This window comes from Candidatus Nanohalobium constans, assembly GCF_009617975.1.
Lineage (GTDB): Archaea > Nanohalarchaeota > Nanosalinia > Nanosalinales > Nanosalinaceae > Nanohalobium > Nanohalobium constans.
The window spans coordinates 188822-203967 of the sequence record NZ_CP040089.1 but is presented as its reverse complement, the minus strand read 5'-3'; the positions used below and the strand labels follow the sequence as shown (position 1 = coordinate 203967).

The 15146-nt window shown below is 43.4% G+C and carries 16 protein-coding genes; 9 read left to right on the top strand and 7 right to left on the bottom strand.

Annotated features, from left to right (window positions below):
* Positions 1-46: 46 nt before the first annotated feature.
* Positions 47-2593 (top strand): phosphoenolpyruvate synthase, encoded by a 2547-nt coding sequence (ppsA, locus tag LC1Nh_RS01165; RefSeq protein ID WP_153549873.1) that lies wholly within the window; start codon positions 47-49, stop codon positions 2591-2593.
* Here the strand turns inward: ppsA and LC1Nh_RS01160 are convergent.
* Positions 2590-3006: a hypothetical protein gene (locus LC1Nh_RS01160; RefSeq protein WP_153549872.1), complete on the bottom strand. Its 417-nt coding sequence runs from the start codon at positions 3004-3006 to the stop codon at positions 2590-2592. The genes ppsA and LC1Nh_RS01160 overlap by 4 nt on opposite strands.
* Positions 3007-3110: 104 nt before the next feature.
* Here LC1Nh_RS01160 and LC1Nh_RS01155 point away from each other — a divergent pair, with 104 nt between their 5' ends.
* Complete coding sequence (locus tag LC1Nh_RS01155; protein WP_153549871.1) at positions 3111-3893, top strand: P-loop NTPase; 783 nt, start codon at positions 3111-3113, stop codon at positions 3891-3893.
* Between the two features lie 10 nt (positions 3894-3903).
* Here the strand turns inward: LC1Nh_RS01155 and LC1Nh_RS01150 are convergent, their stop codons facing one another.
* The 4 genes from LC1Nh_RS01150 to LC1Nh_RS01135 all read right to left on the bottom strand — a co-directional run bounded on the left by LC1Nh_RS01150 (position 3904) and on the right by LC1Nh_RS01135 (position 9061).
* Positions 3904-6588, bottom strand: a complete 2685-nt coding sequence (locus LC1Nh_RS01150; protein WP_153549870.1) for a COG1361 family protein — start codon at positions 6586-6588, stop codon at positions 3904-3906.
* An 86-nt stretch (positions 6589-6674) separates the two neighbouring features.
* Positions 6675-7490, bottom strand: a complete 816-nt coding sequence (locus LC1Nh_RS01145) for a hypothetical protein (RefSeq protein WP_153549869.1) — start codon at positions 7488-7490, stop codon at positions 6675-6677.
* Positions 7460-7954, bottom strand: coding sequence for a hypothetical protein (locus LC1Nh_RS01140; RefSeq protein WP_153549868.1), 495 nt, complete (start codon positions 7952-7954; stop codon positions 7460-7462). The genes LC1Nh_RS01145 and LC1Nh_RS01140 overlap by 31 nt, the downstream gene beginning before the upstream one ends.
* 3 nt (positions 7955-7957) lie before the next feature.
* Positions 7958-9061: a hypothetical protein gene (locus tag LC1Nh_RS01135; protein WP_153549867.1), complete on the bottom strand. Its 1104-nt coding sequence runs from the start codon at positions 9059-9061 to the stop codon at positions 7958-7960.
* 307 nt (positions 9062-9368) lie between these two features.
* Here LC1Nh_RS01135 and LC1Nh_RS01130 point away from each other — a divergent pair, with 307 nt between their 5' ends.
* Together LC1Nh_RS01130 and LC1Nh_RS01125 are read left to right on the top strand one after the other, a co-directional pair.
* Positions 9369-10574, top strand: coding sequence for a hypothetical protein (locus LC1Nh_RS01130; RefSeq protein WP_153549866.1), 1206 nt, complete (start codon positions 9369-9371; stop codon positions 10572-10574).
* A 170-nt stretch (positions 10575-10744) separates the two neighbouring features.
* On the top strand, positions 10745-10933 hold the full coding sequence (locus tag LC1Nh_RS01125) for a hypothetical protein (protein ID WP_153549865.1): 189 nt from the start codon (positions 10745-10747) through the stop codon (positions 10931-10933).
* A gap of 17 nt (positions 10934-10950) precedes the next feature.
* On the opposite strand, the gene LC1Nh_RS01120 is transcribed toward LC1Nh_RS01125, so the two are convergent.
* Positions 10951-11256 (bottom strand): type II toxin-antitoxin system RelE/ParE family toxin, encoded by a 306-nt coding sequence (locus tag LC1Nh_RS01120; protein WP_153549864.1) that lies wholly within the window; start codon positions 11254-11256, stop codon positions 10951-10953.
* 3 nt (positions 11257-11259) lie between these two features.
* Positions 11260-11490 (bottom strand): ribbon-helix-helix domain-containing protein, encoded by a 231-nt coding sequence (locus LC1Nh_RS01115; RefSeq protein WP_153549863.1) that lies wholly within the window; start codon positions 11488-11490, stop codon positions 11260-11262.
* A gap of 92 nt (positions 11491-11582) precedes the next feature.
* Between LC1Nh_RS01115 and LC1Nh_RS01110 the strand changes: the two genes are divergently transcribed.
* Genes LC1Nh_RS01110 through LC1Nh_RS01090 form a run of 5 tightly spaced genes read left to right on the top strand, consistent with a single transcriptional unit; the run spans position 11583 to position 15144 of the window.
* A complete protein-coding gene (locus LC1Nh_RS01110; protein WP_256727643.1) occupies positions 11583-12590 on the top strand; it encodes an AAA family ATPase in 1008 nt (335 codons plus the stop codon).
* A 51-nt stretch (positions 12591-12641) separates the two neighbouring features.
* The gene (locus LC1Nh_RS01105; RefSeq protein ID WP_153549862.1) at positions 12642-12878 is read left to right on the top strand and encodes an AbrB/MazE/SpoVT family DNA-binding domain-containing protein; all 237 of its coding nucleotides are present in this window, start codon (positions 12642-12644) and stop codon (positions 12876-12878) included.
* A gap of 2 nt (positions 12879-12880) precedes the next feature.
* Positions 12881-13258, top strand: coding sequence for a PIN domain-containing protein (locus LC1Nh_RS01100; protein ID WP_153549861.1), 378 nt, complete (start codon positions 12881-12883; stop codon positions 13256-13258).
* Between the two features lie 39 nt (positions 13259-13297).
* Positions 13298-14194, top strand: coding sequence for a DUF58 domain-containing protein (locus LC1Nh_RS01095; RefSeq protein WP_153549860.1), 897 nt, complete (start codon positions 13298-13300; stop codon positions 14192-14194).
* On the top strand, positions 14191-15144 hold the full coding sequence (locus LC1Nh_RS01090) for a vWA domain-containing protein (RefSeq protein WP_153549859.1): 954 nt from the start codon (positions 14191-14193) through the stop codon (positions 15142-15144). The genes LC1Nh_RS01095 and LC1Nh_RS01090 overlap by 4 nt, the downstream gene beginning before the upstream one ends.
* Positions 15145-15146 lie beyond the last annotated feature (2 nt).

Sequence of the window (15146 nt, the reverse complement as noted above, 5' to 3'; positions counted from 1 at the left end):
CTATAATAACGGCCGTTTTATATGGCGGCTGGAAGAATTTTCTGGTATGAAGAATGTCCTCTGGTTCGAAGATATCAACTCTGACGACACCGCTAAAGTAGGCGGTAAAAGCGCAAATCTCGGAGAGCTCCGAAACGAAACCGAAGTACCTGTTCTACCTGGTTTCGCGACCACTGCCGATGCATACGACAAATTTATACACGACACCGATCTGAGAGACAAGATCGAGACACTAATCGACGGATTAGACATCGATGATGTCAACAGCCTACAACGAGTAGGCAAGCAGATCCGTGCTCATATCAAGGAAGCTGACATGCCAGAGGATCTAAGAAAAGACTTTGTAAAACAATACGAAGAACTAGAAGAACGATTGGGAGTAGAAAACCCGGAAGTAGCAGTTCGTTCATCTGCCACAGCTGAGGACCTTCCAGGAGCATCTTTCGCAGGACAGCAGGAAACTTATCTAAATGTTTCTGGGAAGCAAGACTTGATCAAGAGGATTAAGGATTGCTATGCTTCTCTTTTCACAAACAGAGCGATTTCTTATCGTGAGGATAAAGATTTCAGTCACTTTGATGTGAAGTTATCAGCCGTTGTTCAGAAGATGGGGCGTTCAGATATCGGTGCGGCTGGAGTAATGTTTACACTGGACCCAGACTCCGGATTCGACAATGTCGTAACAATCAACGGAAGCTACGGACTAGGAGAGTATGTAGTACTCGGAGAAGTCAATCCTGACGAGTTCACTGTGTTTAAGGAGAATCTTGGAATAATTGAGAAAGAAGTTGGCGACAAGGAGAAGAAGCTGGTTAGGAACGAAGATCATGAATCCGGAGATGGACAGGAAAACATTGAGAAGAAAGTGCCTCAGAGCGACCGGGAAAAATTCTGTATAACTGACAACCAGGTAAAAGAACTGGCTAAATACGCCTTACGGATTGAGGAACACTATGGTAAGCCAATGGATATCGAGTGGGTTCTGGACGGACAGACCAACGAACTGTATATTGTTCAGGCAAGACCGGAGACGGTGCAGGCTGAGAAGGACGAAAATGTAATCAAAGACTACAAGCTCGAGGAAGAGTCAGAGGTACTGCTTGAGGGGAGCGCAATTGGCTCCAAGATTGGCTCAGGGAAGGCACATGTCCTCTCATCGCCCAAGCAAATCGACCAGTTTGAAGAGGGAGAAGTACTGGTAACCGACATGACCGATCCAGACTGGGAGCCAATTATGAAGAAAGCAGGAGCTATCATAACCAATAAAGGCGGGCGAACCAGTCACGCAGCAATCGTATCCAGAGAACTAGGAGTACCGGCAGTCATCGGCACGGAGAACGCCACAAGCCAGTTATCCGATGGACAAGAGGTTACTGTAGACTGTTCTTCAAGCACAGGCAGAATCTGGGATGGAGAAATAGAGTTCAATGTCGAAGAACACCACCTGGATGAAATACCAGATACAGATACAGATGTACAAGTCAACATCGGAGAGCCAAGCGAAGTATTCCATGTAGCCCAGCTCCCCGTTGAAGGTGTCGGACTAGCAAGAGAAGAATTCATCATCTCCAGCCATGTCGGAGAACATCCGCTACACTTAATTGAAGAAGGTAGAGACGATGAATATGTTCAGGCGCTCCGAGACGGCCTAGGTAAGATCGGGGCAGCATTCTATCCAGACCAAGTTGTAGTTCGACTTTCCGACTTCAAATCAGACGAATATGCACAGCTTGAAGGCGGTGAAGACTATGAGCCAGATGAAGCGAACCCTATGATCGGATTCAGAGGAGCTTCAAGATACTATGACGAAGTATTCCAGAAAGCATTCGAACTGGAATGTGAAGCACTGCGCAGATGTATCGATGAGCTAGGATTGGACAATATCACCGTGATGGTTCCTTTCTGCCGTACCATCGACGAGGGCAAGAAGGTCAGAGCAAAGATGAAGGAGTATGGACTGGATGAAGGAGATATCGATGTGTATGTCATGGCAGAGATTCCTTCAAACATTATCCGTGCAGAAGAGTTTGCTGAAGTATTCGATGGTTTCTCCGTCGGGACAAACGACTTAACTCAGTTAACACTTGGAGTTGACAGGAACAGCGATAAGATGAAGGAAGTATTCGATGAGAGGGATCCTGCAGTGAAAGAATCAGTCAGGAAACTGATTAGAAAGGCTCACAAGAAGGATAGACATGTCGGCATCTGTGGAGACGCTCCTTCAACCCATGAAGGTTACGCAGAGTTCCTGGTTGAGAACAATATCGATGCGATCTCTGTTTCTCCAGATGTCGCATTGGAGACTATTTTGAAGGTTGCTGATGCAGAGGAAGGAAGAGATTCAGTGGAGAACAGTGATTTCAGTGATGTGAATATTGCAGGTTTGACTCCTGATGATGTTGGTAATGCTGCCGGAGAAGTCTACAATATCTTGAATGACCAGGGCAAAGCTACTGCCAAGAAGCTGAAAAGTCATGCTGACGATGCTATGGATAGTGAAACAGTTAACCAGGCTCTTGGATGGCTAGCAAAGGAAGGTAAGATAGAAGTAGAGGTTAAGAAGGATGGTGAAACTAAGTACCAGTTGGATTAATTCTTAATCCTGATTATCCTTTTTTCTACTCTTTCTCCATTGTGTTTAATTTCTACAGAGTATCTTCCTTCGTTCAGTTCCGAGGTCTCAATATCATACACTCCGGATGCTAGGCAGTCATACCATAAGAAGTCAGGCGCTGCCAGGTTTTGAGACTTAACATTCAATACCATGCTGCTTCCTCCGTTGTAATTGAAGCTCATGTCAGAATTAGTGTTTTCTACCGGAAAGTATCCTTCAAATCTTATAGAGTTATCCTGCTGCAAGCTGATACTCGTTGATTCAGCCCGATCTCCTCGACACTCAGTTTCAAGATCGTTTACATACACCGCATTCGTGTTTCCGGTAGCTGAAAAAATTGTCAGCAAACCAATTACAAAAACTACCCCAACCCCAATCCAGAATCTTGACATAACTACTGTTTAAAGACAAAATGATTTAAAGTCTGCGAAGTAACAAAAACGGTCTGGGTTTCTATGAATTTATTAAACAGCGAATTGCAAAAACTTTCACAAGGATGGCAGATGGAAGAATAGTAGGTCTGATCTCAGGAAAAGGCGGAGTAGGAAAAACCACTTTGACAGTAAACCTGGGAATAGCACTACAACAAAGAGAAAAAGAAGTAACTATAGTCGACGCCGACTTCTCAGCTTCAAACCTAGGAGTTTACCTAGGACGATACGACCACCCTGTCAAAATACAGGACGTACTGCATGGAAACGCAGAAACAGAATCAGCTATCTTCAGACACCCGACTGGGATCAAAGCATTGACCTCAAGCAACGAAATTAACAAGGTGGAACCAGAAACATCCAGCCTCAGAGACATACTTACGGAAGCAAGCAAAGAATCGGACTACGTACTGGTTGACTGCCCACCAGGACTAAATAAGACAGTTGAAAGCATAATAGACGCTTGCGACGAACTAATGATAGTCACAATGCCCACACAGACAGCAGGAATCAACGCAGCACAGATAATCGAAAAATGCAAGGAAATGCAGCAACCAATACTAGGTACAGTCATCAACAAAGTAGAAGACGAACCAGACAAAGAACTAGTAGAAAGAGAAGTCGAAATGATGACAGAAAGCCACATCCTAGGACAAATACCTTACGACGCAGAAATGAAAGAAAGCCTTTTCGAAAACACACCACTCGTGCTCTTCAACGAGTACAGCGAGGCAGCAATCGAAATACAGAAACTAGCAGCCAGTCTAGAAGGCGGAAAATACGAACCACCAAAGTTCGCCAAATTCAAGAGAGGGCTCCGGAATATAAAAAGAAATATCTCAAAATAAAGGAAATTTCTCAGTGAAGCGCCTGTTTGTGAAGCTTCAAACCGGACTCCGTGTCAAACTTATCTCCGCAAGTATCACAGACAAACTCGCCCTCCTCATCGTTTGAACCCGTACCTGAACCACTTTCTTCTTCAACTGATTCTTGCTCCTCTCCGTCTTCAGTATCTTCTTCCTGGTTATCTTGAGGAGAGACATCAGGCTTCTGAACCTTGCCCCTACCAGAGCCACCGGCATGTGATGCAGTGGTCGCACGACCACCCATCCTCCTATCATCCCTATCACCATCATTCTTCCTCTTCCTAACCGTCACAGCCAGGATAGCTCCAAAAATCAGGATAAGCCCTAGAGCCAAGTTCATATCACTTTGACTCTGAATAAACTCTCCGGTCACATTTGAAACATCCTTGGCATCAGGAACATCAAACGAAGAACCGGAGTTATTCCGTTCTTCCGTCTCCGACTCCTGCTGATCTGATTCATCCTCTTGCTGAGCTGGTACAGATGCGTAAACAGTAGCAGAGTTATCCAAGCTCTCATCAGCAGAGTTACCGGAAGCAGATAGAGAAATAGTCTTCCGACCTGGAGCAACATCAGCATCCGAAGGAATATCCAAGTTCAAGGTAGCAGTTACAGAACCCTCCTCACTAATACTGCTTCTACTTGGCAGACTCCAACTATAATATTCCTCATCGATACCCGATACTTCAGTATCAAATGACAGGTCCTCAACCTCCGACTGACCGACATTCTCAACATCAAACTCCACACTGGAAGACTCACCGAACCGAATATCGACATCATCCTCACTGCTGACAGTCAAACCAGTCTCATAATACACTTCCATCTTATCATTATCATCATTCTCTTCTTCAAAAACAAAAGACTCATAAGGACTCTTAGAGACCTCTATATTGGCCGAATAACTGCCAGCCTCACGCACAACATCCGAATACTCAAAATTACCATTCACCCCTGTGTCAATATCCTGGTCAGGAGTAACCTTGTTACCACCACCAGAAACAATCTCAATCGAAACATCAGCATCCTCCACAGCCTCACCAGTAGAACTGTCAATCACAGTACCTGAAATACTAAACTCCTCACCAGCCTGAATCCTACCAGGCAAACCATCCAAACTATTCTCAAGAGTCAAACTAGAACCAACACCCTTAGGAACACCAACCAAGTAAGCATTCCAGAGAACATTCGCATTTCCTCCAAACTGTTCATCATAAGGGTTTATCTGCACATTCAAAGTCTCCTGTCCAAGAGTTCTGACATCCTTCTCCTCCCATTCATTGGCACATGTTTCTCTTTCAAACATCCAGTAGTCACACTCATAGACTACGACATTTCTTGTATCTTCAACTTGACTGCTATCAAATTCAAGGTTCACTCTACTCTCATCAGGATCAGACTCAAAGTCATAATCAGATTCAATTGAGACAAGATTTACTGGTCTAATATCTGAAGCATCTCCCTCAAACTCTATACCCTCAAATTTTTCGTAGTAGTTATATCTGATATCTCTTTCTTGACCATCAGGATACTCTCTGACAAATTCAAAGTTCTTAAGCTCAAACTTTGCCTCTGGGAAATCCATCTCAAATATCGGAGCCTTTGCATCAGGGAAGAACTTCTCAAATGAAGCAGAATCACCGTTCCCAAAAGCAGTATCTCGATTATCAAACTCTGCTGTGAACTTAGCAGGAACCCTGCTTCTCTCTAAGTCACGGACCTCGCCTGAAAACTCGATATCTTTTTCAATTTCTATCTCACCAATGTTGAAAGATTCTTCTTCAAAATCTTGCTCTCTTGGATCAGCACTTAACTCAAAAGTTTCCTCTGTAGGGGCTCTATCATCAACTTTTGGAGTAGATTCAAAGTCAAGGGTATAACTGTCGCCATCAGTACTTACAGAAACAAAGTTATCGCCTGAACCTCCGGCAAATTCAAAGTCATCATCTTCAAAACCGGTGTATGCATCTCCTTTCTTGGTAATCTGGAAAGTTACAGAAAGATCCTGAAAATTCCTGTGCTTAACCTTCTCATCAACCTTATTTTCTACCTGCCAGACAGGTTCAACAGTGATATCTCCTGCAGAAGTCTCATAATTTATCAAACTTATTGAATTTTCACCAGTATCACTCGAAGAAGCATCAACCTGAAAGTCGTACTCTTGATTAACACTTACACCGTTTTCAAAAGATGAATCAAATTCGAGAGAGCTTGGAACAGATTCTATTACACTTCCCTCAGTTGATAGGTCGAGCTGCCCAGATACAGTATCACCAGGGTAGAAGACAGGATCATCAGAACTAGAATCAATACTCCCTACACTGAGTTGGATATTATCGGCAAGAAAACTTGTTTCAGCAGAACTCACATTTTCATTCTCGCACGATGCTTCGATAGTATAATTCGCAGGACCGGAAAGATCGCTTGGAGCAATTTCATAGGTATTCCCGGACTCACTTGTATTCTCAACATCAGTTACCTCCTCTTCACTTGAGAAAACTTCTACAGCAGTATTTTCACATGGGCCGGCGAATTCTACACCGAAACTTTGAATAGCATCATCCTGATTAAGCCAGAACTCGTCTTTGACCTCACCCGTAATGTTATTGGGCTGCGCAGCTGAAATTCCTGTGAATAAGATAAGTGTTAGAAGCAGTATGGTTTTCTTGGATGCCATTAATATTGTATGGTTCGTGACTTTGCTTTAAAGTTTTAACTTGAGTATCGTGGTTAGCGGGTTACGGGTTTCCTGATAGGTGTTTTTTAGTCTTGTTTTTTGAAGTCGGGGAGTTGGTATTCGAGGCTTTGAAGCCTGGCTAAAATACCTTTTTGTTTGAGCACTAGGAGGATATTGAAAAGTATTGAAGCAGTAAGAAGCCCTGTCAGTACCTCTAGTTTCTTGTCGATGATTTTCTCCTTCAGTGTTGGTTCTGGTTTAAATCCTACGGTAGTGCTGCCTATTATCTCTCCGTCTTCTATGACTGTATAGGTTATTTCTTCTTGTCTGTCGAAGATCGGGGCGTCGTACTCTATCTCTGCTGTTCCGTTAATTATCTGTGCTGAACTGGTTTTCCAGTAACTTGGCTCTTCCTGTGGAATAAGCGTATCTCCCTTTATTTCTATCTTTGAACTTTCATGATTTGAGGAAACTGTTCTGGAGTCGACTGTGGAGTTGATTGTGGTGTTTTCTGTTACGTTGAAGTTGAAAGAGTCTATCTGTTTTTCTTGGTCGCAGTACTGCAGAGAGAGATTAGTTTCAATTTTGCCAGTGTAGTTTGTTGGAATGTATTTTATCTCCAATCTCTCGTAGTCTCCCTGCCACAGCGGCTCTGGAGAAGAAAATCGTTCAAAGCTTTCATTTCCCTGTTGGAAATCAGCCTTCATTCTGTAGGTGCAGCCGATGCTGCCGACGTTTTCTACAGTGGCGTTGATTCCCTGAGTTCCGGAAATATCCTCACCATATTCTATATCCTTGACAGAGTGGTCGGTAATTGCTGAGACATCTACATCAAAATTTAATCCAGCAACTGCGGGAAGAATAAAAAGGATTAGAAGTAGTTGTACTGGAAGTTTAGCCATTTCTCTCCCCACTTGTTCTGGGCGGTTTTCAATTCAAGATTTATCTCACCTTCAAAGAATCCAGACTGATTACCGTGTAACTCGAAAGGAATCTGAGTCCTTCCCTCAAAGAGATGTCTCTCCTCGTAATCCAGTCTATCCGAGATATTGCCTTCGACCTCTACCTCGGCAAGAGTCAAGCTATCTGCTGAAAGATTCAAGGACTTGGTCTTGTTAAAATTGGAGGAAAACTTTCCAAAACTCATGCCCTGACCCATAGCAAGACCAGCCGTCAAATTCTCCGACTCATTAGAATCAAGAATGGTAGCATTAGTGCTGAAAGATGCATCCTTATTATTTACATCAACCTGAGAATATGCATAAACCGCACCTGCTGCTAGAAGCACCAAGATTAAGGCTGTTGTTCCCAACAAGATTTTCTTTCTATCCAGCTGTTTCAACTCGTCTAACTCAGGCAGTTCCATGTTTTACATTCCTCCATAGATAACGATACCAACCATGATTAATAATACTACCAACAAGTAATTCGGCAAACCACTCAACAAAACAAACGCCGAAATACCGAGAACTCCCAAAATGGTGACTATCCAGAAAGGCTCAATCTCAAAGCCCCACATCAAAACACCGAGAATAACCAGTACAATAATTACGAACCAGATTGGAACACTGCCCCCATCTTGATTGTCGCTTCCAGGACTATCCTCTGGTCTAACCTCAACAACATCAAAATCTGGCAGCGAGAAGTCTCCTGAGGCAGTAGCGCTCCCAGTCAAATAGTCTACCTGCCCTCCTACTTGGTATTCTCCCTGTTCAATTCCAGAGTTATCTGCCCAGTTTGCCTCCACCCATTGTGATTCTCCCGGAGCAAGCGAAGTTCCTGAAGCAGTCAAGGTTGTCTCTTCATCCCTGCTCGAATCAAGTATATCTAATCTAAGATTCTCTGTAGATGTCGTAACAGTACCTTCATTCACAAGGAGTACCTCGACAGCAGCTTCATCTTCGTCCAATCTAAACCCTCTTACATCCTGCACCTCTATATCTCTTCTTACAGTTCCAGATACTCTAAACGAGTAAGTTAAACGAGTAGGAGATACAATTTTTGCTCCTGAACCGCTGCTTTGGTTAAGAGGAGAAAAGTCAGGGTTTAAGCGAATATGACCATATCGCACTCCTGGTTCTGCATCATTAGGTATTTCCAAGGTAGCAGTTGTAGATCCATGCAGCGTAGGCGGATTCTGAACATTGACCTCTGAATAATCTACTTCAGTTTCAGGGTTTACAAGGCTCCTTTCAAAATTCCACCAGTCCTCCGCACTTTGCTCAGATATTTCTCTTTTGTCTTCAGCATCTCCCGAAAAGAGTGTTGAGGCGTCAACACTGTTTGCACTAGGTCTTATTGAAAAATTTTCAGGCACATTTGTTCCTCTAATATAAATTTCTTGTGTAACTGTTTCTCCTGGATTAACTGTGCCAAAATCAATAGTACCTGGTAATGCGCCTACGGAATTCCCTGCAGCAAGAGTTGAGAACATTAAACCAGATAAAATTAATAGGATGAGTCTTAGCTTCATATATCACAACCTATATTTTTGAAGGATTTTAAACCCAGCGAACAGCATCAGAACAGAATGAAGCGAAAATGGGTAAGTCGGAATATTAGTAAAACCTTTTTATACCGGCTTTGCAAAATCTGAGGTAGGGGATTATGAGGGGCAGAATGAACAAGGTAAATCTAACATGGTAAAAAGATTAGACACATCAACCCAAATTTCCAGTATCGGTTCTTCTAGTAGTTGTTTTGTAGGAATTTTAGATAAGAAATCTTCAACTTTCCAACGGAAAAAACCAGTTATCAAGCATAAGGAGGTGAAATTTTAGATGAAAAGAAAATTAGCACTAACACTATTAACGGCTGCAATAACATTCGGCATGGTCTCTTCAGTAACAGCTCAGGAACAAGAAAGCGATGTAACAGTCAATGTCTCGGATGTGACTCAGATAGATGTTCGCCCTTCCGCTCTAACATACGGAGAAGGTAGCGGCGACTCAGGGATTGCACCCGGTGCAGATGTAGCTATTTCTGACGAAGGATACGAACACATCGACTTAGAAAACATTGGATCTGTTCCAATCGAACAGATACACGCTGAAGCTACAATGCATCAAGACAATCCTTTCGGAGACTCATCAGCAAACAACTTCAACACAGGTAACTTTGTGACACTAAGTACAGAAACGGCATCCAACGAGTATTCAATTCCCGGTGTCAACGGACTAAGTAACATGACCTACCTGAACAGAGTTGAGTACGCTGAAGAGAATCCTCCAGAGTACATCTTCAACGAAGAAACAGATGGAGATAACGATGGAGTACAACTTACAGGAGGAACAACAGCAATTAACGACATTGGCGCTTCAAGAGTAGGAAGATTCCGTGTCGGAGCTGCAGAATATTTCTGGGCACTTTACTCAGAAACAAGCACTCCAAGTACAGGAACAAACGACGACTGGGTACTGAGAGTAGGAGACACTCCTCACACACCAACACAGCTAGGAACAGTAGACTTTAGAAACCCTGACGATGTGGACGGAGAAGTTGACTACACAGAGTACAACGCAAGTAGCCAGTCATCAAGCGGAGAATCAGGAGTCTCAAGAATTGACAGCCATACGCTCGTCTCATTCGACACATCAAGCGACCAGTTCACAGGTCAAAGCTTGATTAACGAAGGATCTGCATCTTCAAACGCAAGCGACATTGACAGTTCAGAAGCTAGAAATTACAATCTTTTTGTAGATGGAGATAACGCTAATGGCACCCAGATTGTCAGAACTCACTTCAACGTCGAGCAACAGAGCCCGCAGCTTTCAAGCGGCAATCCGACATACAGGACAAGTGAGACAAACTCTGGTGCACAGCAGGCAATCTTCTTCGCAAACACTGACGGAGACAGATTACAGCCTGGACAGAACTTCCCAATTAACATTGGAGTTCAGCTACCGAACGGAGTCGACAGAAGCAGAATTGACACAGGTACAGTAACCGTTGTCGCAACTGCAGACTCTCAGCTAGGAAGCAACTAACCTACTTTCTTTTTTCTCTTTCTTATTCAAACACATCTTGAATTAGAGAAACACGAGTGTTTCGCTAGAGCACACAATGATATTTTTTATTTTTTGGCATGGTTAAGCCGAGTGTATGAGTGAGGAAGAGATTACTCTTGAGGATATTCATGAGGATTTAATTCGTGTGAATGAGAGTTCTTGAGGATAGATCTCTGCAGAATTATGTTTTCAGTGCAGGTGTTTTTGTGTTTGCTGCTGTTCAGGTTCTAGACGTTACTAGGCCAGAGTTAGTTGCTTCTCTGGCTAGAGTTTTGTGGGCTGTTTTAGGTTTTCTTGGATTACGTCTTATTGCGGTTTACAGGCCGTTACTTGACTAAAGTTTTTAGCCAAGATATTAGATTCTGTCTTCCAGTTCTTGCCTTGTTTCTGTACCGTAGCCTTTCTGTCTGTGGAAGATTCCTCTGATGTATATCTTGCTGTCTTTTATCTGGTAAAAGATTCTGTGATTTAATCTGGAATTTCTATCTTCTTTTTGCAGTTTCAAACGGAATAAGTCCATGTCGCCGATTTGTATATAGGTTGATTTTTCAGGTGTTGCATTTTTCTGAAGTTTTTCCAGCTCATCTATAATTCTATCTTTGATATCTTTTTCCAGAGCTTCCAGGTCTTCTTCGGCTTCTTCGGTTACTTCAAGCTGCATCAGTTACCTGAGTTCTTCTCTAAGTTCTTCAAGGCTTTTACTGTCTTTTTCTTCTACTTCACCTTGTTTCACCAGTCTTCTTAGTTCGTCCGGGTATAGCTGTGTTTCCTGTTTTATTTTTTCCCTGACAGCCTGTCTGATGTACTCAGAGCTGTTCATGAAGCCTTCTTCCTCCGATCTCTCCTCTATCTGTTTTTTCAGGTTGTCCGGAATCTTGACCGATACAGAAGCCATAATTATTTCACCCTAGTATTCTATAGTTGCACCAAAGTATTAAATCTTTGGTTGATCGTAGTTTTTTATTCCAGAGTTCACGAGTATTCTTTATGGCAAAGTATGATGATCTTTCCGAGTCAGAGATGGAGGAGAAGGCCGAGCATTTCAAGGAGATAATGCACAGGATGGAGAGTGAGATTCAGAAGGGTTACATTGGACAGGAAGAGGTCATCAACAAGATACTACTTACAGTTGCCGCCGGAGGAAACATTTTGCTTGAAGGCGTACCAGGACTGGGAAAAAGTCTTCTGGTCGAACAGCTTGGAAGAGTTGTTGAGAACACAGAGTTCAATCGTATCCAGTTCACGCCGGACAAACTACCTTCCGACATCGTCGGCGTAGAGGCTTACAACGATGACAAAGGTTTCTACGTTGAGAAAGGACCGATTTTCGCTAACTTCATCCTAGCCGACGAAATCAACCGTGCACCGCCAAAAGTTCAAAGTGCTATGCTTGAGGCTATGCAGGAGCACAAAGTATCTATCGGAGATGAAACCTTCCATCTGCCAGAACCGTTCTTCACTATGGCTACGCAGAACCCGGTCGAGCAGGGAGGAACTTATCCGCTCCCAGAGGCTCAGATCGACAGATTTCTTTTCAAGATCTATTTAGACTATCCTAAGAAGAAGAATGAGCAGAAGATCATCGATATGAACGCCAATATCATGGATGACGATGACTTTGATGTTTCGGCTGTTGTCTCGAGAGAGGAAGTGAAGAATCTTCAGGCATTCTCCAAACAGGTTGTTGTACGACCGGAAATCAAGGAATACATCGTTGACCTGGTCGATGCATCCAGAAACCCTGCTGACTATGGCATGGAGTACGCCGATTATATTGAATGGGGCTGTACACCGAGAGCTTCTATTAACCTGGCTTTGGCTGGAAGAGCTCAAGCGCTTTATCAGGGCAGGCATTACGTGACTCCTGAGGACATCAGAGATATTATCGAGGAGGTTTTCGTCCATAGAATCATGCTTAACTACGAGGGAGAGGCTCAGGGAATCGAGGTTGAGGACATCATTGAGAACATCGTGAATCGTGTCCCGGTTAGGTAAGTGGGAAAGAAATTTAATTCTTGGGAACCAAATAAACAATGTGGGATAAAAATGGCTAAAGTTGAAATGGACTCTAGAGGTAGAATCGTCATCCCAAAAGAATATAGAAAGGATGAGAAGGAATATCGTATTGTTAGATTTGAAGGTTCTATCCGGCTTATACCTATACCTGAGGATCCGATAGAAGATTTAAGGGAGAGAACTAAGAGTGTTAGAGAGGACGACAGAAGTGCTAAAGAACTTCAAGAAGAGGCTCGTGAAGCCTTGAAGGAACAGGCAGGTGAGTAGTTATTTACGCCGACTCAGATTTTATCCTAGCAGTCATAAAGGATGAAGATTGGCTGAAGGAAAGCGCTATGGAAGTCTTGGAAGAAAACAGAGGAGATATAGAGACTTCTATATTGGCCTTAGCCGAGGTTGTAATGATTCTTGATAGAGATTACGATATAGAAAATTTCGCACCTCTTGTTAGAGATATACTGAGCTTCTGTGATTTAATGTATACTGATGAAGAGACAGTCCTACAGGCGATGTTCTACATAGATGAGAAGAACTCGACAATATTTGACGCCTTTCACGCAGCACTGTCAGAAGGAATGCCTATACTGAGTTCAGATGAATTCTACGAAGACATTGATACTGAGAACAAGAACTTCAGGAACAAGTAGCTTGATTTTTTATTCCAGAGTTTCCTATCTTCTAATTGTATGACTGAGATGCGTGAGGAGGATTTCTTCGAGACTGACGATGTCGTTGCAGAGGTGGACTCCGAGGTTAAGCGAGTCGCCGATACGTTTCGATTCGCGTTGAAGTACAAGGAGCAGTTCCAGGCTTCGGGCATCGAGTTCTCCGACCTAAGACAGTACAATACCAGTGACGACGCATCAAGAATCGACTGGAAGAACTCGGCCAAGTCAGAAGACCTTTTCGTCAAGGAGTACGAGGAGGAAAAGGACATGGACGTATTCATCGCTCTGGATGCGTCCAACTCCATGATGTTCGGTACTACAGACAAGATGAAGTCAGAGTACGCAGCAGTTGTTGCTGCTGCTATCGCTTACGCTTCTACTGATGCCGGTATTGATGTTGGCTTCGGTCTTTTTGGAGAGGACGAGCTGTATATTGCTCCAGGAGGCGGTAATGCACAGTACCAGAGGATTCTTCATGAGGTGGCTGATTTCGGAAATTATGGCGGCGATTTTAACCTTGAGCATGCTTTAAACAGCATAATTGGACAGATTAAGGAAAATACTTCTGTATTTATTATATCTGACTTTATCAGACCCAAGGGGGACTGGAAGTCTAAGATGCTTGTTGCTTCGAAAAAGTTCCGGCATGTCATGAATGTGATGGTGAAGGACTTGAGGGACTACAAACTCCCGGATAATGGGAACATGCGTTTTGGAGATATCTCTACAGGAGAACAATTAGTCGTCAACACGTCCAAGGTCAAAGAAGAGTATAATGAGGAGGCTCAGAAACGAGAGGAAAGGATTGTTAACAAGGTTGAAGGTGCCGGCGCCTCAATCATAAAGATTGATACACGTGACCAGTTCTCAGCCAAGTTCGCTAAATACTTCGATGAGGCAGGTGAGGACTGGTGAAGCTATCTTTTACCGCAGAATACGCTGGTTTACTACTGTTACTGAATGGTCTGCTAGTATTAATGTTTTTATACGGACGTAAGAAGAAGCGTGAGAGAGTGATGCAATTTGGAAACTACGAGACTTTGAAGAAGGTGGCGGGTGGAAACTTCCTGCGTTCGGATGACCTGATTTTGATTACAAGAATTTTAGCTGTGACCGCTTTACTGATTGGTTTATCGAGCCCTGTACTTGTTCAGGAGGTAATGGGATCTGATTCAGACTTTGTGCTGGTTCTGGATTCATCCGCCTCCATGTTCACATCGGATATTGAACCTAATCGTTTTCAGGCTGCCAAAGATGTTTCAAAAGACTTTGTTTCACAGCTGGGCAACAGTTCACAAGTAGGTCTGATCTCCTATGCTGGAAGTGTAAATGAGGAGCAGGAGTTAACCAACGAGCATTCAGCCTTAAGAAATAGTATAAGCCAGACCAGTATAGGAGGAAGAGGCGGAACTGCGACAGGCGACGCTGTAGCGGCTGGGGTTACGATGCTGACAGGCAACGAAAAGCCTGGAACTGTGATACTGATTACCGATGGTCGTAACACAGTGGGTCAAAGTTTGAATGAATCAGCAAATTATGCCCAGCGACAGAATACCACAGTAAATGCTATTGGGATCGGAGGTAGCTCAAATAACACTCAGGATGATTTCGGAATTATCCAGGGTAACAACGCTTCTCGAATGGAATTTCCTAATCTGAACCGAGATGGTCTGAACAATTTATCGAATTCAACAGGCGGAGAGGCTGTATTCGTGTCAAACAGGCAGGGTCTGCAGGATGCATTCATTGAGTTGGAAGAGAAGAAGAGCAGGAACGATATTTCAACCTGGTTCTTCCTGTTAGCCGGTGGCTTACTTGTTATAGAGGCTGTTTTCAGAACTACGGACTTGCAGGTTATCCCCTAAAA